This window comes from Nitrincola tibetensis (assembly GCF_003284585.1).
Lineage (GTDB): Bacteria > Pseudomonadota > Gammaproteobacteria > Pseudomonadales > Balneatricaceae > Nitrincola > Nitrincola tibetensis.
In genome coordinates, this window is the sequence record NZ_QKRX01000009.1 from 62,007 (window position 1) to 83,409 (window position 21,403).

The following is a 21,403-nucleotide window of genomic DNA, read 5'->3' on the forward strand; positions in this document are numbered from 1 at the left end:
TTCAAGCACTTTAATGAACGCGCGTGTAAATTAGTTAAACCCCTGGTACAACTCGCTTATCCAATACTTGGTCAATTAAACCGTATTCTTTTGCGGTTTGCGGATCCATGAAGTTATCACGCTCAGTATCTCGCTCCAATGTCTCAATTGATTGACCACTATGCTCAGCAAGAAGACGATTGAGTGTTTCACGGATCTTTAAAATTTCACGTGTGTGTATTTCGATATCCGTTGCTTGACCACGGTAGCCACCTAAGGGCTGGTGAATCATGACACGTGAGTTAGGCAACGCATAACGCTTGCCTTTTTCGCCCGCAGATAGAAGAAATGCACCCATGCTGGCTGCTTGCCCTATACACATGGTACTCACTTGTGGCTGGATAAACTTCATCGTATCGTAAATTGCCATACCCGCCGTCACCGAACCACCAGGAGAGTTGATATAGAGGTGTATATCTTTTTCTGGGTTTTCAGCTTCTAAAAAGAGTAACTGAGCAACGATCAGGTTAGCCATGTGATCTTCAACTTGCCCAACCAAAAAGATAATACGCTCTTTAAGCAAGCGCGAGTAGATATCGTAAGCACGCTCACCACGTGAGCTCTGCTCGACAACCATAGGCACTAGGCCACCCGCATTGGTAATGTCACTGGAACGTCCGGTGTAAATCTCCGACATGCGTAAACTCCTAAAACCTGTAAGGTATTAACCCTGTAAAGCGAAAAACGACAGTAGGCTAACCTAGCTGTCGCTTTACAATATTTAATCAGAGAATAAAAGCAAAAAAAATGCTAATTATTCAGCCGCCTGACGCTGAGCTGGCTTGATCGCTTCTTCATAGCTAACGTTAGATTCTGTCACTTTAGCACTGTTGATCAAATGATCCAATACTTGATCTTCTAAGACCAGTGCCTTGATTTGATTCAAAATCTCATCGTTTCCGTAATACCAATCAATCACTTCTTGTGGATCTTGGTAGGTTTCTGCCATTTCTTCAATGGTTTCACGGACTTTAGCATCTTCAGGTTGGATTTCATTAACTTTAATGAGTTCCTGAATCAACAAACCAACAGTAACACGACGCTTCGCTTGATCAACAAACATTTCTTTTGGCAGCATGTTTGGATCGAACTGTGCATTAGCACCACCGAATTGCTGAACCGCTTGCTTACGAAGCACGTCAATTTCGCGATCAACCAATGCACTTGGTACGTCGATTTGATTGACTTCGATCAACTTGGTGAAGACTTGATCTTTCAGCTTAGTTTTCAAAGCATGCTTGAGCTCACGCGCCATGTTTTTGCGAACTTCTGCACGGAAACCATCAACACTTGTTTCTTCGATGCCGAAACGGCTGAAGAACTCTTCGTTAAGCTCTGGCAATTTTTGCTCAGAAACACTCAAAACGGTCACTTTGAAGAGGGCTGGTTTCCCTTTTAGGTTTTCAGCGTGGTAGTCTTCTGGGAAGGTCACATTCAGCTCAACTTCTGCATTTGCAGCAGCGCCAACCAAACCTGTTTCAAATCCTGGAATCATGCTGTTAGAACCGATAACGAGATCCATACCTTCCGCACGACCGCCGTCAAACGCTTCACCATCAATGAAACCTTCGAAGTTGATACGCACACGATCATTCTCAGCCGCAGCACGCTCAACTTCAGTCCACTCAGCTTGTTGCTTGCGCAGAGTGTCGATCATTTTGTCCAAGTCTTCTTCAGCAATATCAGCAGATTGCTTTGCAATTTCAACGCCAGAGAAGTCTTGCAAAACGATTTCAGGGTACACTTCAAAAGTCGCAATGTACTCTAGATCTTCACCCTCTTTATCTTTACGAAACTCGATATTAGGGCCACCCGCAGGCATTAATTTTTCCTGGTCAACAGCCTTGTAAAAAGTCTCTTGTACTACTTGGCTCAGAACGTCTTCACGAATGGCTTTACCAAACATACGCTTAATAACAGAGACCGGCACTTTACCAGGACGGAAGCCATCCAAGCGGCGAGTACGTGCCTGCTGTTGAACCAGCTTGTTTACATCCTGATCAATTCGCTCAGCAGGAACAGTTACAGTAACCTGACGTTCAAGGCCGGAAGTCGTTTCAACAGAAACTTGCATGGAATTCCTCACAGTACATTGCAGTATAATATAATGGCTTGACTGCAACCCACTTTGACTGCTGCAATTAGCAGACCAAAAGACAAGATGCCAAACCTTAATTCTAAAGGGCAAAATTCTCCGTGAACTCCACCCAATAGTCAAGTGATTGACGCTCCCCATTCACAAAAGACTCCTTTTTTATCCTATATCACTTTTCGTTTTTTGACGTTTCTGGCGCTAATTTAAGCTCTAAATATTTTTTTAAACTCAACACTAGCATAAGGCACATGAATGAAATACACTGTCCTAAAGTCGTAAAACTTTACGATAACACATTGTTTAATTTGGGAAATATTCCCTACCACCCTCCTTTTTCCCTTTTTTAAACTCTGTTTATCCTTAACATTAAGGGTGCTATTCCATCGCTGTTATTTTGCCTGCTCAACATAATACCCATGCACTAAGGCATTGAACTTAACTCAACTGCTGAGTTCCTCTTCCAACAGGGTATTATTATGATGCATACAAGAAAAATAACGTCACGTCACACTCCTTTAGGCTATGCAATTAAAGTGGCCCTTCTATCCACTGCAATCGGCCTGGCCAGTGTATCAGCTCACTCGGCTTCATCGGTCACGTGGGACGACATCGTTAATGATCCAGACAACACTCAAACAGTCTTAAGTTATGGCTTTGGACCCAAAGCACAACGTTATAGCCCAATGACGATGGTGAATGCGGAAAACGTAAACCGCTTAACTCCCGCTTGGTCTTTTTCGTTTGGTGATGAAAAGCAGCGCGGTCAAGAATCGCAAGCACTGGTTCATGAAGGTGTTATTTATGTCACCGGATCTTACTCACGCGTGTTTGCCATCGATGCCAAAACAGGCAAACAACTCTGGAACTACGCTGCTCGCCTTCCCGATGACATTCGCCCATGCTGCGATGTCGTAAATCGCGGCGCTGCAATTTTCGAAGATAAAATATTCTTTGGCACACTGGATGCGGCAATGGTCGCTTTAGATAAAAATACCGGACGCGTTGTCTGGCGCAAGAAATTTGGTGACCATTCAGCGGGCTACACGATGACTGGCGCCCCTACGATTGTTAAAGATCAGGCAAGTGGACGCACACTGCTCATCCATGGCTCATCTGGAAATGAATTTGGCATCGTCGGCAAACTCTTTGCACGCGACCCTAACACGGGCGAAGAGGTATGGATGCGTCCTTTTGTAGAAGGCCATATGGGCCGTCTTGACGGCGAAGACAGCACGCCAACCGGAGACCCAAGAGCCCCCTCTTGGCCGGATGACCCAAATACAGAAACAGGCAAAGTTGAAGCTTGGAGTCATGGTGGTGGTGCACCTTGGCAAAGCGCCAGTTTTGACATCGAAACCAACACCATTATTGTCGGTGCAGGCAACCCCGCCCCTTGGAACACATGGAAACGTACATCTGAAGGCGGCAACCCTCTCGATTATGACAACTTATATACCTCTGGCCAGGTAGGTGTTGACCCAAGCACCGGCGAAGTAAAATGGTTCTACCAACACACACCAAATGACGCGTGGGACTTCTCTGGCAATAATGAGCTGGTTCTGTTTGAGTACGACGACAATGGCAAAACCGTCAAGGCCACCGCTCACGCAGATCGCAACGGATTTTTCTATGTTGTCGACCGTGAAGATGGCAGCTTTATTCGCGCCTTCCCATTTGTTGACAATATCACATGGGCAACTCACATAGACCCCGAAACAGGCCGTCCAGTCGAGGTTGAAGGACAGCGTCCACCACCGCCAGCACCCGGTGAAGAGCGCGGTGAATCCATTGAAGTATCACCCCCCTTCCTAGGTGGCAAAAACTGGAACCCCATGGCCTACAGCCAAGATACAGGCTGGTTCTATGTTCCTGGCAATCACTGGAAAGAGGATTACTGGACGGAAGAAGTCACCTACAAAAAAGGATCAGCCTATTTAGGCCAAGGCTTCCGCATCAAAAAAATGTATGACGATCATGTCGGCATTTTACGGGCAATGAATCCCCTGACGGGTGAGATTGAATGGGAACACAAAGAAGCACTTCCTCTTTGGTCTGGCGTACTCGCCACAAAAGGAGACTTAGTCTTTACCGGTACCAGCGATGGATACTTCAAAGCCTTCCATGCCAAAACAGGTGAAGAGCTTTGGAAATTCCAAACAGGCTCAGGCATCGTTTCCAGCCCTGTGACGTGGGAAATGGATGGCGAACAGTACATAGGCATTGCTTCTGGCTACGGTGGCGCTGTGCCCCTATGGGGTGGTGACATGGCCGTCTTAACGCGCCCTGTTCCGCAAGGCGGTGCCTTCTGGGCCTTTAAACTTCCATCTTGGGCACAGTAACACGGTAATCGCATACACAATATTTACATGGCTTTGAGCCTGTGATCACAGGCTCTTTTTTCTCAGGAAGCTATCTTATGAAGCCTCTATCAGCCTACACTCTTCTACTTTCCTCATGCTTAAGCGTAACCGCACTCGCCGAAGACTGCCCTTTTACCCCAAACGCCGACTGTGCAAATGGCCAATTCGAATCAATTGAGCTGGCAGGGCGCGACTTGCGTTACATCAACCTAAGCGGTGCAGATCTTCGTAACGCTGACTTACGCCATACCGACTTACGAGGTGCAAACTTACAAGGCGCTGACCTGCGTCATGCAAAACTGACTCGCGCCAATCTAGAAAAAACAAATCTCCGTGGCGCAAAACTTGACCACGCCAATCTTCAAGCGACATCAGCTTGGGCAGTCTTTGGTCAAGGCGCCTCTTTTAAGCACGCAAAACTGGACGGTGCCGACCTGACATTTGCACGTTTAACACAGGGAAAATTCGAGAACGCCAGCTTTTATGCTGCAAATCTAGAAATGGCATGGCTTACCAAGGCCGAACTCATCGGAGCTAACTTTGAAGATGCCAATCTTCAAGAAGCTAAATTCAACAATGCCAACCTTGAAAACGCCAAATTTAGTGGCGCTATCTTTCGCTTCGCGACCTTTCAAAACACCTACATGGATGGGTGCGAGGGCTGCCCACACGACTGGATGATTCCTAAAAACTACACAGACTAAAGCAACCCAAACACTACAAAGCGGAATTCAAATCAACTCGACAATACCCTTCCGCTTTGTATTTCTCCAAGCTTAATGATGCCAAATTGAATAGCCAGATGAACAAACTGCGCAGTCGATGTTACCTGCAGTTTACTTTTGAGCAGCGCCGTATGATTTGACACTGTCTTTAGGCTCACACACAGATGGTCGGCAATATCTCTAGGCGGCATGCCTTTAGCCAACAGAACGAAAATCTCGAACTCTCTAGGGGTGACATCGGGCAGGCCGCCCTCTTGCACTGGCCGATGCATCGCCAAACGCATTGCCAGCTCATGCTCAACATAAGGCCTTCCCTGCATGACACGTGTCACCGCCTCTAACAAGACCTTTGGTGACCCACTTTTTGAAATATACCCCAATGCTCCAACATCCAACGCCTGCTGAACCATGGGCAATTCATCGTACATACTGAAAAACAGAATACGTGCGCTTGAATTTCGCTCAATGATACGTCGCCCAACCTCAAGCCCCGTCAAATCTGGCAAATGTATATCCAATATAATCAAATCGGGAGCATGCTGTTGCCACAAAGCAAAGCCCTCACTTCCCGTGCTTGCTTCTAGAATCTGACAGGACTCAAGCATGGCTGATAACAGGCTTGAATATCCCTGTCGAACAACCGCATGATCATCAACCAATAAAATTTTCATTAAGATACTCCATCTTTGAAACAAGGAACCTGTAAGATAATTTTTAGACCCTGCCCTGCATTCGAAACAAACTGTAAATTAGCATTCATAGATCTTGCACGCTCATACATGGATCGCAATCCTACACCCTGAATCATATTGGCTTGCAAGCCTTGCCCATCATCATCTACAACAACCTCCAATCCCTTATCCGTTAAATCGATTGTCACCAAAACCCGATTTGCTCGCGCATGGCGCGCCACATTATTTAACGCCTCTTGAACCAGACGGTAAATGTGCGTGGCAGCATCTTTTTGCAGGGGTGGTAAAGCCTCTGGCAAACATACCCTGCAATCAATACCGCTGGATTGTTGCCACTGCGCAACCAACCCCTGTAAAGACTCATTCAGCCCTAAAGGTTCAAGCATGACTGGATGGAGGCTGCGCACTAGGCGCAAAAAACCTTCCTGCATAGCCTGACAATGTTCGATAATTCGATCCGCTGTCTGTTTAACTAATACTGGGTTATCAGGCGCTTGAGAAATAAGATACGACTGTGCACTAATCCCCGTTAAGTACTGACCAAGATCGTCGTGCAACTCACGCGCCAAGTAAGATCGCTCCTTTTCCTGAAGCGCCATGAGCTCCTCAGTCAAACGCTGATTACTTTTTTGCTCCAACTCCAAGGCGTCCGACATTTGAGAGAAACAGGCCGCCAATTGGCGAGCTTCCGGCACATCATAGGCATTTAAGGACGCACTAAACTGAAAGGGTTTCTCTCTCTGAGGGTCAAGGGATGAGAGTAGGAGCTGAAATGGTTTAATTCCTATGCGCCTGCCATAGTATGCGGCTAAAATTGCAATAGCGTAGGCTGCAATAAATAGTAAAAACACCAAGACAACCGATTCCCATACCTCTTCAATTTCGTCAAAGGGATTCACCATCAGCCACATACGCCGCCCATCAGAAAGCGATAAGGCAACTGCATCATCAAATAGACTTTCTCTCCAAATTAACTGGTAAAACCAAACGGGCACTTCGTCGTGCCCATCGAAATCTTGAAAAGTTACAGAATGCTGAATTTTAATCACCAGATGACGCATCTGCGCATCTTCCAATAGTGCTAAACGCTGGGGGTTATCATCTGCTAACTGAGACAGCAACTCCGCCAACTCTTGACCTGATGAGAGCTCTCGCTGAATATCTGACCTGCCTTGCTGCACCAATCCAAAAAAGGTCAACAAAAACAAAAGACAAAATACCAGAAGAAAAATAACCGACATTGTTATAAATCTAGGCATAACTACTTACTCATCCTGGATCAAATACCAATCGATGAGTATAGCAAGTGAACTAGGTATCAAGAGGAGAAGACTTAAGGAGAAGATTGTTAGTACTTTAGTCGGAAAATACGAGAAACTGCAAGGAAAGGCGAAAGCAATTTACATAGATAATAAATTAAATTTTTAGTATAGGTATATGAATAGTGATTGGATTTAATTGAGGATTTATCATATTAGAATGGGGTGGACGATGGGGCTTGAACCCACGACCGCCGGAATCACAATCCGGAGCTCTGCCAACTGAGCTACGCCCACCATAGCGATTTTTTACATTTGAATTGGTGCGGATGGAGAGACTCGAACTCTCACGCCTTGCGGCACTGGAACCTAAATCCAGCGTGTATACCAATTTCACCACATCCGCATATCGATCTTTGTATAAATGGGGTGGACGATGGGGCTTGAACCCACGACCGCCGGAATCACAATCCGGAGCTCTGCCAACTGAGCTACGCCCACCATAACATCTATACAATTTGTTCAGGTTACTGGTGCGCCCGGCAGGAATCGAACCTGCAACCTACGGCTTAGAAGGCCGTTGCTCTATCCGATTGAGCTACGAGCGCTTTTAGCCTGAACACTCACTAAGTTGCAGTAGTGTTGCGCCTCAGAAGTGGTGCGTATCTTAAGGAAGACTTCCCGCCTCGTCAACACTTATTTTTAATTTTTTAACAAAAACAAGAAAATGTCGATTCCTATCCTGCTTTTTAATCAGCCTAAGGCCTCGCTGTGGTTTATGCATGGCGCAGTTTGTGCGAAAATTGTCGTATTAAGACAAACTATGTTTCGGGAAACCCTTCTAACAATGAGCGCTTCAATCATCGATGGTAAAGAAATTGCTAAATCTGTCCGCGCAAACGTCAAAGAGGCTATTCAACAACGAATAAAAGAAGGCAAACGCTCCCCCCTATTGGCGGTGGTTCTCGTTGGCCAAGATCCCGCTTCTCAGATTTATGTTAAAAATAAAAAAATGGCCTGCGAAGAGGTGGGCATCACCTCCGTTAGCTATGAGCCAGACGCAAGTATTACTCAGTCCGAACTCTTAACACTTGTTCAGACTCTTAATAATGATGAGCAAGTTGACGGTATACTAGTACAACTGCCCTTACCCGCCCACTTAGACTGCACCGAAATTCTAGAAGCAATCAAACCTGAAAAAGATGTTGATGGATTTCATGCCTTCAATATTGGCCGACTTGCACAACGCATCCCGGCACTCAGACCCTGTACGCCTAAAGGCATTATGACCCTTCTAAGATCGACTGGTGTCGACCTTTACGGACAAGAAGCTGTTATTGTTGGTGCATCCAATATTGTCGGCCGCCCTATGACGCTAGAATTGCTATTAGCAGGCTGTACCACCACGACAACTCATCGCTTTACTCGTGATTTGCAAAGCCATGTTGAGCGCGCAGATATTGTCGTTGTCGGCGTGGGTAAGCCCGGAATTGTTAAAGGTGAATGGATCAAACCCGGCGCCATCGTCATTGATGTTGGCATTAATAGACTCGATGATGGCTCTGTCGTTGGTGACGTTGAGTATGCAATTGCTGCCGAGCGCGCAGGCTGGATCACCCCCGTCCCAGGAGGGGTCGGTCCTATGACAGTTGCCAGTCTTATGGAAAACACCTTAGAAGCAGCGATTAACTCTAACCCTTAATAGCCACACTTCTTTTAGCATGCCCTATCCTCTGGGCATGCTTCATCCGTTTACACTTTTCACACAACCTTTTTTTATCAACTCAACCATCATCCAGCCAGACACACTTATTAGAAGATCGCACTGTTGATAACATAAACGATAATGTTTATCATTAGCTCTTTATTAGTAAGGATCACTCTGAGACGATTATGAATACTTCCTCCCCCTTAAACAGTGAAGAAACTCATCTCGACACAAGCGTTAGTGAAGCGATAACGTCAGAAATTGAAACGCCTTTCAACACTGATGCTCAAATTGAATCCACAACTGATACGCCGCTTGCAAATGCAGCCGTCGAACTCACCGACACCGAAGCATCTGAATCGACACTTGATGCTGTCACAGCCATTGTGCCTGACTCAACAGCAGACCAGATTGTCAACTTACTGGAAATAGGTGGCCCAGTCGTATGGGTATTAACGGTATTTTCCATTTTTGCCTTATCCCTAATCTTTTTGAAATTCTGGCAACTGTCTATTTCCAATCTGGGCGCCAAGCGCAAAACACTTAAAGCGATTGACGCATGGAACCGCGGCAAGACCTCCGAGGCCATCAATGCGCTTAACTATAGCAGCCAATCACTGCCAAAAATGATTGGAGTCGCCATGCGCGGCATGAAATCTCAGGGAGATACACCTAAGCTTCGCGAAGAACTCGGCCGACTCGCCAGCATGGAAATGGAAAGCTTACGCTCCTATTTGCGTCCGCTTGAGGTTATTGCCAATCTCAGCCCGTTACTCGGTTTGCTAGGCACGGTACTGGGTATGATCGTCGCCTTCCAACAAATGGAAATGGCAGGAAATCAAGTCGATCCAAGTGTTCTCTCTGGAGGAATCTGGCAAGCACTCCTAACTACTGCAGCTGGCCTCACGGTTGCTATCCCGGTGTTTATGGCACATAGCATTCTTGAACGTAAGACAGAGCGAATTGGACACGATATGGAAAACCTAATGACCTGTGTTTTCACACGCAACTGCCTAGATGAAAGCTGTGCTTGCAACATAACCGAGACGGTAAAAGAAACTGAGGAAAGCTGGGATAAGAGTGGGGCTGCCATTCATGCAGCTTAATCTCAACAAAGGCATACGACGCAAAACGATCAGCATGACCCCGCTGATCGACGTCGTGTTCATCTTGCTGTTATTTTTTATGCTGACGTCAAGCTTTATCAAATGGCAACAAATGCAACTCGCCGTTTCAGGCCCCTCCGCTACGTCTGTCGCAACATCAGACAACCCACCGCTAATTGCGCGCTTATCATCTGATGGACAAGTGTCACTTGGCGGAGAGAACTTTTTAAGCAATGAAGACGAAGCACTCAAAGCCTTTATTGATCGACATGAGCCATCACGCATACTTCTGACAACAGATGAAGAAACTTCTATTCAACAAATCGTCAGTCTAATTGATCGTTTCCAACGCTTAGGGGCCACAAACGTCTCATTTAACGTAGATTAAACCATGAAACTCTTTACTTCCGCCCAAAACCGTAAAGATAAAGACGACAATCTGATCCCTTTGATCAATGTCGTCTTTCTTATGTTGATTTTTTTCATGCTGGCGGGGCAAATCACCGCCAGCGATGCCTTTAAAGTCACACCCCCTTCCTCCTTAATTGAGGCACCCGTTTTAGAGGCAATCGAATTTGAAGTTCTATTCAATGCCGATGGTGACTTAGCCCTAAACAATACACTGATGACCTTAGAAGACATTAAGTCGCTTTTGTCGGAAAGCAAGCAAAGTCAACAGGATGCTGAGATTAACGTTGCCTTAAAAGCCGATGCAGATGTCAGCGCCGCACAACTCAAACCTTTACTCACTGCACTCACTGAAATCCAGGTTAATCAAGTAACGCTCTACACACGCCAGGTGATCACTCAACAATGACTATTAAAAAACGACACGGACTTATCGCCTTTGTGTTTGCGATTTTTTTTCATGCTGGTCTGGTGATACTGATTACCTATCGATCAACGACTGTCGCGGAAGAAAGCGCTGAGCTTCCCGGGTATGCAGGTGTTACTGTTAGCCTGGCTTCAGCTGGTGATCTTTTGGCCGCTTTAGAACAAAGCGCAGCCTCTGAAGCAGCGGAAGCAACTCCGGAGCCCTCCTCAGAACCTGAGCCAATACCTGAGCCAGTGATTGAACAGACTCCAGAACCAACACCGGAGCCCACTCCGGAGCCCACTCCGGAGCCAACACCTGAACCGATACCGGAGCCAAAACCTGAACCTAAGCCAGAGCCTAAACCTGAACCAAAGCCCAAACCTGCTCCTAGACCAGAGCCAAGGCCCGAACCCAGACCTGAGGCCAGACCCGAAGCTAGACCATCACCTCAAGCAACGGCTGCAGCCGAAAGCACTCAGAATACAACCAATGATGTTTCTGCGGAGCAAACATCCACTCCAATAACAGCTGGAGCCAATGCACCAGGTCAACAAAAAACGACAGATACGGGTGGGGATCCTGCTGCACAAGCCACCTATTTTTCAAACTTAGCGCAACATCTCGCTCGTCATAAACGCTACCCAATGGCAGCAAGACGCCAGCAACGTCAAGGGACTGCTGAGCTTGAGTTTACACTTGACCGAACCGGTAGAGTTATTTCCAGTCGCGTTGTACGCAGCAGCGGCCACAACCTTTTGGACAAAGAAGTACTCGATATGCTGGTTAGAGCAGCTCCCTTACCTGCTTTTCCAAGCAGCGTTTCGGAGTCGACGCTTGTTATTACCCTCCCCGTTACATTTAACCTCAGCGAACGTTAATCCGTCGCTGGGGTTAACTCACTTAATTTATTCAGATGCCAGCGCGACGACAGGATCCAAGTAAGCCGCTTTTCTGGCAGGCAAGAATCCAAACAACAAACCGGTTAAGAAAGCGCATCCAAATGCCATCGTAACTGGCAATAAACTAAACATAACGGGTGTTCCTAGATAACCGATAAGCCAGGTTACACCCAAGCCGAGCGCAACGCCAATCAAACCACCCAGCGCCGACACCAATACCGCCTCAACTAAAAACTGCTGCATAATATTCATTGTTCTGGCACCAGTAGCCATTCGCACACCAATTTCACGAGTGCGTTCTGTCACAGACACCAGCATTATATTCATCACTCCTATACCACCAACTAATAACGAGATGGCAGCAATTGACCCCAACAATAATGTCATTGTATTCTGAGTTTCTGAAACAGATTCAATGATTGATGCCATATTCCGAATTTGAAAATCTTCCGTTCCATGGCGAGACAATAATAGATTATGCACTTGATCTTGCATCTCATCGATTTCATTGAGTTCTTCAACCGATACCGTAATACTTCTTAAGTACCTTTGTCCAAATAAACGCAAACTGCCCGTTTGGTAGGGAACTATCACGACATCATCTTCATCTCGACCAAAAGGTGAAGCGCCTCTTGTACTCATAGTCCCTATGATTTGAAACATAATATTGTTAATCATCACATACTGACCTACTGGATCCTGGCCAGGAAATAGCGCATTGGCTGCTGTTTGCCCCATCAAGGCAACTGATGAATAATTCACGTCATCATCCGGCGTGAAAAAAGTCCCTCTCTCTACGTTCCAAGCTCGAACGACGGGAAAAGCAGATGAGGTCGCCATCACCTCGGTTTGGTGATCACGCCCACCGGCGCGTAATGTAACCGAACCACTCAATTCCGGAATGGCCGCCAAGATACCTGGCAATTCATTAATGGCATCTACATCTTCTGGCGTTAAGGAGGTTGCACCCCATCCTCTTTGATTAGGCGCACCGGGTCTAATTAGCAAGAGATTTGAACCCATCGAACTAATGCGATCGACAACGGCTTGCTTTGCACCATCACCAATCCCTAGCATGGTAATCACCGAGGCAACGCCTATAACAATCCCTAGCAACGTGAGAGCCGTTCTAAACAAATTGGCACGCAAGGCTCGCAGTGACATGCGAAATGCTTCTACCAAGTGCCCTGCATCCCCGGAGTAATCAGACTCAACCTTCTCTTTCGGCGCAGGATTCAATGCCTGACTTGTGCCTGGATCGGAAACAATAACACCGTCACTGATTTCAATTATTCGATCCGCATGAGAAGCCACCTTCTGATCATGTGTAATCAAAATAAGGGTGTGCCCTTGCTGTGCTAAGGTTGCAAACAGTGCCATAACCTCTTTACCCGTTTGACTGTCCAGAGCACCTGTTGGCTCATCCGCCAAGATGATTTGCCCACCATTCATCAGAGCGCGCGCAATAGAAACCCGCTGCTGCTGGCCACCGGATAACTGACTCGGGCGATGATCTGCTCGATCACCCAACCCAAGAGATTCCAATAAAGCAAACGCACGCTCCTCGCGCTCTTCAACGGGCATACCCGCATAAACGGCAGGCACCTCTACATTTTCAAGCGCAGTTGAACCTGACAATAGATTGTAACTCTGAAAAACAAAGCCAAACGCTTCGCGTCGCAACCCAGCCAACTCATCCTTTGATAAGTCCGACACATCGACACCGTTAAATAAATACTGCCCAGATGTCGGACGATCCAAACATCCAAGAATATTCATCAGTGTCGATTTACCTGACCCAGACGAACCAATGATTGCCACAAACTCACCAGGCATAATCTTAAGATCAAGTCCTTTCAAGACATCAACAGTGCCCTCTCCACTGGGAAAGGAACGCTTTATACTCTTTAGTTCAATGATAGGTTTGACGTTTTGTGCATCCATAGAACTACCTCATACGTGGCTGCGCGGCATTCATGGAACCCATGGATGCATTCACATTAGAACGCGTAGCAGATCGGTTTATCTGCAAAAGCACTTGATCACCTTCAGCAATAACCCCATCCAAAATTTGTGCATTCACACGATTCGTGACACCGACCTTCACCTCTAGCTCATCCACACCACCCTGTTCGTTAACCCGCAACACAGTTGCCCGCCTCTCTCTCGTTTGAGACGGGAGACCTTCGGAGTTAGAGGACTGTCTTGCCAACTCGGGTCTAGCGCCATCATTTCTGTATTGAAGCGAGGACACAGGTAGCTGCAATACATTTTCAGCCGACGCAATCACAAAAAATACTTGAGCGGTCATTTGTGGCATTAAACGGCCTTGAACATTTTCAACATCAAATAAAGCGTTGTATAGCACCACATTGCTTTCGACAACTGGCGTTGGCTCAATACGACGTAAGTTTCCATACCACCGCTGCAGAGGGTTGCCTAAGGTCGTGAAATACGCAGGCATGTCATCGCGCAAGCGGCTAATATCAGCCTCAGACACTTGAGCCTGAACTGTCATAACGGATAAATCAGCAATCTGTAAAATAACAGGTGCTTGCTGATTCGCATTTAAGGTTTGCCCCTGTCGAGCCGAAATGGATACAACTGTGCCGCCCATGGGTGCATAAATCTTGGCATAGTTTAAGTTTGCTTCTTCCGCTCTCAGTGTGGATTCCGTCTGTTCAATTTGCGCTTTAATCGCGTTGACTTGGGCTCGAGCCGAACGCAGTGTCGCTTCGGCTATTTGCAGTGATTCTTGCGAAGTTGCTCTTGTCGTCATCAGGTTTTGCTGACGTTTATACTGAAGGTCAGCCAAGGTTAGTGACGCTTCACGATCTTCGAGCTGGGCTCGCTGATTACGAAGCTGAGCTCGGATCGCATCGACGCCGGCGCTCAAAACCGTCGGGTCGATTTCTGCTAACAATTGCCCTTCTTCAACGAAATCACCCACTTCAACATGAATATGCGTCAGTTGCCCGGAAACCTGAGCACCAACATCAACATAATTACTGGGTTGCAAACGCCCAGTCGCTGTCACGACATTTTCAATATTTCCACGCGTCACAGATACGGTGACCTGCTGGGTTTGGGTATTCTGGTTTTTCTTCCAATAATATCCTCCAATTAACGACCCACCCAGCACTAAAGCAACCCATATAAATAACCAAGCCTTAGATTTACGCTTTTTTCTCACCATAACCTTATCTTTCCAAGTCAATTGAAGACACCTATTATCAAGTAGTGACATCACCTTCACAATGTAAATTCCCTGACTTTACATGTCTTTACATTGATTGATACAGGTTAAAACTAGAAAAGCCGCCATGCTCAGAATAAAGAGCATAGCGGCTTTAAGAAGAAGGAGGGATAAAATCAGAAACGATAATTCATACTTAACCAGAAGTTTATATTTTTTTGAGAGCTCTCAAAAAAACCGCCCTGTTCGGGCGGGTATGAAAAGTCTACACGTTGAAGTTTCTTGACATTAAAAGGTCAAATTAGCGGACAACCATAAACGACGGCCATCTAAAACAGCGCCCTTAGTTGATGCCGACTGATGGCTGTATTCACTTGCATAGCAGGTTCCTGTTGAGCAAGCGAATGGCTTGTAGGATCTAAAGTCTTTGTTTAACAGATTTTCGACGGTTCCGCTAAAACGAAGATTTTTAGTGAGTTGATAGCTACCCCCTAAATCAAATAGACTATAGGCTTTGATGTCACCAACGGCTTCATAAAGCGCTAGATCATCCGTACCTGCAGCAGGCATTGTATTAAAGCGACGACTTTCTCCACGATAACTCGCATTCAACCAAAGGTTGGCTTTAGGGGTTGCTTGCCAGTTGAGACGCGCATTGGCCATATGGCGAGGCGTATCACTAAGCTTCCCGACGACTTGACCCGTTGCATCTTCAATTTCAGTTTCAGTATACGTATAGTTCATGGACAGATTCCAATTATCCGCAATCGGCAATCGTGCCGCTAGCTCTATCCCCTCAGATTGCGCTCTATTTAAATTTTCTGTCCAACCGACCGTGCGTTGATTATCAAAGCCCACCAGATCATAACAGTCAGCAGGAGGCGGGTTAACGGGGTTTGTGCTGCCAGTATAGTTACAGTTATAACGCGTTGTGCTGCTGAAACGGTCTTTTAAACGGCTCTGGAAAACAGTGGCATTAGCACTAAAACCATTGTCTTGTTGATAATAGATACCCAGCTCCCCATTGGTACTTTTTTCAGGATTTAAACTCGGGTTACCGACCGTTGCAGTAGTACCCTGAGCTGTAATTCCATTCACGCCCGCGTACAATGCATCAACATTAGGTGTTTTATACCCAGCGCTAATTCCTCCTTTTACGGTCCAGTTGTCATCAAGATTGTAAACGGCGTAAGCACGTGGAGTAATATGTCCGCCAAAGAACTCGTTGTGGTTGTAGCGAGCACCCAGCGTTAACAATAGCTGATCCATCACCGCCCATTCGTTCTCAGCAAACAAAGACCAATCTTTCTGAGTAAACCTATTGGGGGCCACACCGTCTATCATTTCGGCATCCCAATACTGACCACCCACCGTTAAAAAGTGGCTGTCGCCAATGGCCTGCATGTATTTGGTATCAAAGACAATATTCGTGGACTCAAGCTCACGTGCGTCTTTAACACTCTTTCCAGGGATGCCTGTATTGGTTGGATTGTTAGGGTTACCCGGTATCGTTCGACCGATGGTTTCTGTTTTATTGTGCATCAAGCTGGACTCTAAGGTGCCTTGCCCAATACGACTGGTATGACCTATGGTAAATTGATCACGCTCATGACGAAGATCATCAGCATAACCTCTCCAGTTGGTTGGCGTATCATTCGCGCTCAGTTTACGATTACTAGGATCACCGTTGTCATACTTTTGTCGTGAAAGGTCAAAATCAAACCAAACGTCATGATTCTCGTGTGCCAACAGATCTAAGCGACCGCCGAGACTGGAGATATTGCCTTCTACCTTACTCTGGCCACGAGAATTAAGCTGTATGGTCTGCCCAGCAACACCCTGTGCGGTCAAATTGTAATCATCACGCTCGAAGTAACTGCCTCTGAGGGTCAAACCAAGTCGCCCTTCAATTAAAGGACCACTGGTATAAAAACTGGTCTTCCGACTATCACCAAACTCGGACTCTTCTTGAAGAGTAAACTCTTGGGTTAAGGATCCTGTCCATTCATCCCCAACTTTTCGGGTAATAATGTTCACAACCCCACCAATCGCATCAGAACCGTAGAGCGTTGACATCGGGCCACGAATCACTTCTATCCGCTCAATGGCATTAACGGGAGGTATGAAACTGGTCGACATTTCACCAAACCCATTCGGCGTGATATTCCCTGCTGCGCCTTGTCTGCGACCATCAATCAGGATTAGGGTGTATTCAGATGGCATTCCTCGGATGCTGATGTTGAGTCCACCCGTTTTACCGGTATTACCCAACACATCAATGCCTTCAACATCTTTCAAGGCCTCAGCGACGTTTGAAAAGTTCTTTTGTTCCAAATCCTCACGAGATACAACAGAGATACTGGCTGGGGCATCGGTAATTTTTTGTTCAAAACCGGACGCCGTTATCACCATGCTATCTAAACGTACATCTGGGTTGGCTGAAACGAGGTTTGCTGTAGATGTGAGGGCTACAACCAGGGCTTTTAGCTTGAATTGACTCACGTAAGAACTCCATTATACCAGCAGGTATTCTAAAATTTCGAGACTAACAATAAATTTATACGTATTGATAATGCTTATCGTTCATCTCTAGATTCTAAACATGTTTACTGATAATAGCCATTACTTAACATAACTTTACAAATATTTTTGTAACGGCATGGAACTTAATTGGAAAAGAAGAACAGGGGATTTAAGGTACGCTACCAGCTGACCGACAACGTACCTTATCGATCAGGATACTTTGCGCTGATGCCCTTCTTTTAGGTGAACAAAGCTCACAAGATCATCACCGGACACTTGATAGGCTTGACCAAACCCTTTGACATACAAACCTTGTTTTGGCACGAGTCGATATAAGCGGAAATCACCCAATTGCGACAAGTTAACAACGATCTCTCCTTGGCGCTGCGAAAGTGCTTCAATGGCTTCCGACCATTGTGGGTTATCACGTTTTATCTCTTCTGCAAGGGCGTCAAATGTTAAGCGCTTGCGTGCGTAGATTTGGCGGGTCTCGTTTTCATCGGCAATCAACATGATCGATACACTTGGGCACACTTGTAAATTCTGCCCATGACGCGCGATGTCACTCACCAATATATAATAGCCATTCTCCAAAAGTACGAAGGGAGCATAACTCACATTAGGCTGATGATCGTCATTAAGAGTCGCCATCAAGAGGGTTTTACAGCTGTCTCGAAAGTCTCTAATTTCCGGTTCTAGACGCTCTTGTAGTTTTGCTGTTGTATCATTCATGTACACTTACCTATATTAAAATTTATGCTACCAACGGATAGTGAGCAGGGATAACCAAAGGCCATCCACCGGGGTGTTCAATAACGTCTATTGGATACTCATATACCTCGCTTAATTGATTCGCATCTAGCACCTCTTTAACCCCTCCTAAAGCAACGGCCCGACCCGCCTTCATCAGCAGGATCCGATCTGCGTATTGAGCTGCGAGGTTCAAATCATGAAGAATGACCAACACAGAACGATTTTTCTGCTTAGCCATTTTTTTGAGCACTTGAAACACTTGATGCTGATGGGTTAAATCAAGACTCGACGTACATTCATCAAGCAACAGATATTGAGGCTCTTGAACAGGAAGCGTTTCTAATTGTGATATCACTCTAGCCAATTGCACACGCTGCTGCTCACCACCCGATAAAGACAAGTAATTCCGATGGCGCAAGTGCTCAGCATCAAAAAGTGACAACATCTGCTGGATATGTGTATTTCTTAATGCATTTGACATGGGGTGGCGCAAACTGGTTTCAATCACCTCCTCTACTGAAAAAGCAAAGGTGAGTTGCACAAATTGCGGCATAACCGCTCGATACTGAGCTAAAGATGCCGGCGCCCAATGCTTCAAGCGTTTGCCATTAAGTGAAATGGAATGGGCGAGTTCAGCAATATCACCACTTAGAGCTTTTAACAAGGTTGACTTACCAGCCCCATTTGGGCCGAGTACAGCTAACATTTCTCCAGGCTTCAACGTCAGACTGACATCATCCAATATGATCTTTTGCCCGATCGATAAATGCAGTTGATTTGCACACAACATATTAGAACCCCGATTTTGTTCTTTGCTTTAACAGAAGACCTAAGAAAAAAGGCCCGCCAACGGATGCCATCACCAAACCGATAGGCAACTCAGCTGGCGCTATCAAAAGACGTGCAACAATATCGGATAGCACCACTAATAATGCGCCCATCATTGCACTCAAAGGCAGAACCCAACGATGATCAGGCCCGGTAAGCAAGCGGACTAAATGCGGTGCTACCAATCCAACAAAGCCTATTACGCCACTAACTGCCACTGCCGAGCCAACAGCCAATGCGGTCAACGCGATCACAATCTGCTTCATGCGTTTCACATTAAACCCCATGTGATGACTCACGGTTTCTCCCATGAGAAATGCATTCAACGCACGAGAGAAAAAAGGCAAACAACAACAGGCAACTACAATGGGGGTCCCAGCCATAGCAACATCTACCCAAGATGCACTGGCCAAAGACCCCATGGACCAAAAGGTTAAGCTGCGCAGTGCCTCATCGGAAGCGTAATAGGTCAAAACGCCAGAAATGGCCCCCGTAATGGCATTAATTGCAACACCAGCAAGCAACATAGTCGCGACATCGGTTCTCCCTTGGTATGTCGCCACTTTATAGATAACCCAAGTGACAAGCACTCCACCCATAAACGCCGCCAGCGGCAATGCAAAATACCCCCAAAAGCTCATCCACTGTTTTAGGTACGTTCCACCGAGCACGATCACTAAAATGGCTGCCAACGCGGCCCCGCTGGAAACACCGACCAAGCCAGGATCGGCTAAAGGATTTCTAAACAAACCTTGCATCGCAGCCCCGGCAATCGCTAACCCTGCTCCAACAATAGCGCCTAACAAAACCCGCGGAAGTCTAATATCCAGAACGACTAAGCGTGCAAAGGCATCATCAATCGATCCTGTTAAAACACCCAATACTTGCCACAAATTGAGTGATATCGCTCCTTGAGTTAAAGACAGGCTTAATGTCACCATCAAGGCGATAAATAAAATATACGCCGCATATTTCTGTGACGTGATTATTCGTTCCATGCAGCGAACCTGTCGAGTGGCTTTTTGTTGTTAGAAGGGTTTAGATTGACTTGTTGATATAAATCTTCAATTTGAGCTGGCAAGTCTGGCCCAAAACTCAGAAGTCGTGCATCTACAACTAACACATTTTTCTTCTGGCCTGCACGCGTCAGACGTATGGCTGGATCTTGCAGAACTTGCTCAATCCCACCTCCCATTTCGGCACCTTGAGACATAGTAATGATGATGTCAGGATTAGCCTGTATGAGCGCTTCTGCGGATACAGATTGGTAATTTTGAACTTGATCCGAAAAAGGATTATGCAAGCCCGCCATTCGCAACAGCGCATCCGCTCGGCTACCACTGCCCGCAACCATCATGCTGCCATTTCGAATACCCAACACAAAAATAGCGCTAACGGGTTCTTGGTGCTGAGCTTTGATTGAATCTTGTATCGTCATCATCTCGGCTTCAACAGATGCAACCAGCTCAACACCCTTTTCATATTGTTCGACGATCCTTGCAATCGATAGAATCTTTTTTTGAACACCTTGCAAAGAGTAATCATTCTCAATTATATGAACATTAACGCCTGCTGCTTGTAGTTGATCGAGTACCGATTGAGGCTGAGCATCATCCGTAACTAAGATCAAATCCGGCTGCAAAGACAACAAACCTTCTGAAGACAGCTGTCTCATATAGCCAACATCGGGCAAATCTTTGGCCTCTTCTGGCCAAATACTGGTCGTGTCACGCCCAACCAAGCGATGCTGCTGTTCTAATGCGTAGAGAATTTCAGTGATTGATCCATCGACTGAGACGATTTTTTGATAAGAATCCGAATGCGCATTTAAACTTGCCAATAGAGCAAAAACCATCAACGGAAGCTGTTTTTTAAACAGATGATTAAACAACATTCTTACCCTCCTTCAACGCATGAAAAGCGGCGATTTGATGAGGTAAGATGCGCCCTTCCTCATCTCTACCAAGATATATTTTGAAAATACACGTGCCATCTTCTGCGTAAAATATAATGGCATGTGTCTCTTTTCCCCTTAAAGGTCGACTCAGCAAGGCGATATCCGTAACGGCATCCAGTTTTAAATGCCCCTCCAAACCACCGCCACTCCCTTGTAGGTTGTAGTAGCCAAAGCCAAGCTTGCCTTTAGGAAAGGCGTCTTTGAATTCGAAGACAAAGCCCTTTACCTCAATTATTGTGGTCACCTTACCCCAATCTGAAATACTCTCCAGAATGGACTGCGCCATTCGACCGGGCAAAGCCGTAAATTCATCGGCACTAAACTGGCTAACAACCACCCACTCCGAAACACCAAGCTGCTTTGCGATTTCCACAGGTCGGATCATCGGCTGCGATGCTAAAAGTTCGCCTATACGATCGGATAGCGTTAATTCAGAATTCATACAT

General features: G+C 46.2%; 19 protein-coding genes and 4 tRNA genes. 7 read left to right on the top strand and 16 right to left on the bottom strand.

Annotated elements, in window-relative coordinates:
• Positions 1-34: 34 nt before the first annotated feature.
• On the bottom strand, positions 35-676 hold the full coding sequence (gene clpP, locus DN062_RS12445) for an ATP-dependent Clp endopeptidase proteolytic subunit ClpP (RefSeq protein WP_112159657.1): 642 nt from the start codon (positions 674-676) through the stop codon (positions 35-37).
• A 117-nt stretch (positions 677-793) separates the two neighbouring features.
• Complete coding sequence (tig, locus tag DN062_RS12450) at positions 794-2,113, bottom strand: trigger factor (RefSeq protein ID WP_112159658.1); 1,320 nt, start codon at positions 2,111-2,113, stop codon at positions 794-796.
• Between the two features lie 497 nt (positions 2,114-2,610).
• Between tig and DN062_RS12455 the strand changes: the two genes are divergently transcribed.
• Both DN062_RS12455 and DN062_RS12460 read left to right on the top strand, forming a co-directional pair.
• Positions 2,611-4,473 (top strand): PQQ-dependent methanol/ethanol family dehydrogenase, encoded by a 1,863-nt coding sequence (locus DN062_RS12455; protein WP_275668121.1) that lies wholly within the window; start codon positions 2,611-2,613, stop codon positions 4,471-4,473.
• A gap of 77 nt (positions 4,474-4,550) precedes the next feature.
• Positions 4,551-5,198, top strand: coding sequence for a pentapeptide repeat-containing protein (locus DN062_RS12460; RefSeq protein ID WP_112159659.1), 648 nt, complete (start codon positions 4,551-4,553; stop codon positions 5,196-5,198).
• A 32-nt stretch (positions 5,199-5,230) separates the two neighbouring features.
• Here DN062_RS12460 and DN062_RS12465 read toward each other — a convergent pair whose 3' ends face one another.
• From DN062_RS12465 to DN062_RS12490, 6 genes are all read right to left on the bottom strand, one after another.
• Complete coding sequence (locus tag DN062_RS12465) at positions 5,231-5,890, bottom strand: response regulator transcription factor (protein WP_112159660.1); 660 nt, start codon at positions 5,888-5,890, stop codon at positions 5,231-5,233.
• The gene (locus tag DN062_RS12470; protein WP_112159661.1) at positions 5,890-7,170 is read right to left on the bottom strand and encodes a sensor histidine kinase; all 1,281 of its coding nucleotides are present in this window, start codon (positions 7,168-7,170) and stop codon (positions 5,890-5,892) included. The genes DN062_RS12465 and DN062_RS12470 overlap by 1 nt, the downstream gene beginning before the upstream one ends.
• Positions 7,171-7,391: 221 nt before the next feature.
• A tRNA-His gene (locus DN062_RS12475) sits at positions 7,392-7,467 on the bottom strand.
• 24 nt (positions 7,468-7,491) lie between these two features.
• Positions 7,492-7,576 (bottom strand) — tRNA-Leu (locus DN062_RS12480).
• Between the two features lie 19 nt (positions 7,577-7,595).
• Positions 7,596-7,671: transfer RNA gene (locus tag DN062_RS12485), tRNA-His, on the bottom strand.
• A gap of 30 nt (positions 7,672-7,701) precedes the next feature.
• A tRNA-Arg gene (locus tag DN062_RS12490) sits at positions 7,702-7,778 on the bottom strand.
• A 239-nt stretch (positions 7,779-8,017) separates the two neighbouring features.
• Between DN062_RS12490 and folD the strand changes: the two genes are divergently transcribed.
• The 5 genes from folD (at position 8,018) to DN062_RS12515 (ending at position 11,679) form a co-directional block, all read left to right on the top strand.
• The gene (folD, locus tag DN062_RS12495; RefSeq protein ID WP_112159736.1) at positions 8,018-8,872 is read left to right on the top strand and encodes a bifunctional methylenetetrahydrofolate dehydrogenase/methenyltetrahydrofolate cyclohydrolase FolD; all 855 of its coding nucleotides are present in this window, start codon (positions 8,018-8,020) and stop codon (positions 8,870-8,872) included.
• A gap of 191 nt (positions 8,873-9,063) precedes the next feature.
• Positions 9,064-9,984 (top strand): MotA/TolQ/ExbB proton channel family protein, encoded by a 921-nt coding sequence (locus DN062_RS12500; RefSeq protein WP_112159662.1) that lies wholly within the window; start codon positions 9,064-9,066, stop codon positions 9,982-9,984.
• On the top strand, positions 9,974-10,372 hold the full coding sequence (locus DN062_RS12505) for an ExbD/TolR family protein (RefSeq protein WP_112159663.1): 399 nt from the start codon (positions 9,974-9,976) through the stop codon (positions 10,370-10,372). The genes DN062_RS12500 and DN062_RS12505 overlap by 11 nt, the downstream gene beginning before the upstream one ends.
• A 3-nt stretch (positions 10,373-10,375) precedes the next feature.
• Positions 10,376-10,801 (top strand): ExbD/TolR family protein, encoded by a 426-nt coding sequence (locus DN062_RS12510; protein WP_112159664.1) that lies wholly within the window; start codon positions 10,376-10,378, stop codon positions 10,799-10,801.
• Positions 10,798-11,679: an energy transducer TonB gene (locus tag DN062_RS12515; RefSeq protein WP_112159665.1), complete on the top strand. Its 882-nt coding sequence runs from the start codon at positions 10,798-10,800 to the stop codon at positions 11,677-11,679. Before DN062_RS12510 ends, DN062_RS12515 begins: the two co-directional genes overlap by 4 nt.
• Positions 11,680-11,706: 27 nt before the next feature.
• Here DN062_RS12515 and DN062_RS12520 read toward each other — a convergent pair whose 3' ends face one another.
• The 8 genes from DN062_RS12520 to hutX form a co-directional block, all read right to left on the bottom strand.
• Complete coding sequence (locus tag DN062_RS12520) at positions 11,707-13,644, bottom strand: MacB family efflux pump subunit (protein ID WP_112159666.1); 1,938 nt, start codon at positions 13,642-13,644, stop codon at positions 11,707-11,709.
• A gap of 4 nt (positions 13,645-13,648) precedes the next feature.
• Positions 13,649-14,896 carry an efflux RND transporter periplasmic adaptor subunit gene (locus DN062_RS12525; RefSeq protein ID WP_112159667.1) on the bottom strand — a complete coding sequence of 416 codons (1,248 nt, stop codon included), beginning with the start codon at positions 14,894-14,896 and terminating at the stop codon, positions 13,649-13,651.
• A 288-nt stretch (positions 14,897-15,184) separates the two neighbouring features.
• Positions 15,185-17,398, bottom strand: a complete 2,214-nt coding sequence (locus DN062_RS12530) for a TonB-dependent receptor domain-containing protein (RefSeq protein ID WP_205126726.1) — start codon at positions 17,396-17,398, stop codon at positions 15,185-15,187.
• A 231-nt stretch (positions 17,399-17,629) separates the two neighbouring features.
• Positions 17,630-18,151: a heme utilization protein HutZ gene (hutZ, locus tag DN062_RS12535; RefSeq protein WP_112159668.1), complete on the bottom strand. Its 522-nt coding sequence runs from the start codon at positions 18,149-18,151 to the stop codon at positions 17,630-17,632.
• Between the two features lie 22 nt (positions 18,152-18,173).
• The gene (locus DN062_RS12540) at positions 18,174-18,962 is read right to left on the bottom strand and encodes a heme ABC transporter ATP-binding protein (protein WP_112159669.1); all 789 of its coding nucleotides are present in this window, start codon (positions 18,960-18,962) and stop codon (positions 18,174-18,176) included.
• A 1-nt stretch (position 18,963) separates the two neighbouring features.
• Complete coding sequence (locus tag DN062_RS12545; protein ID WP_205126727.1) at positions 18,964-19,998, bottom strand: FecCD family ABC transporter permease; 1,035 nt, start codon at positions 19,996-19,998, stop codon at positions 18,964-18,966.
• Complete coding sequence (locus tag DN062_RS12550) at positions 19,986-20,894, bottom strand: heme/hemin ABC transporter substrate-binding protein (protein ID WP_112159670.1); 909 nt, start codon at positions 20,892-20,894, stop codon at positions 19,986-19,988. Before DN062_RS12550 ends, DN062_RS12545 begins: the two co-directional genes overlap by 13 nt.
• Entirely contained in the window at positions 20,884-21,399 is a 516-nt protein-coding gene (gene hutX / locus DN062_RS12555; RefSeq protein WP_112159671.1) for a heme utilization cystosolic carrier protein HutX, read from the bottom strand. The genes DN062_RS12550 and hutX overlap by 11 nt, the downstream gene beginning before the upstream one ends.
• Positions 21,400-21,403: the final 4 nt, after the last annotated feature.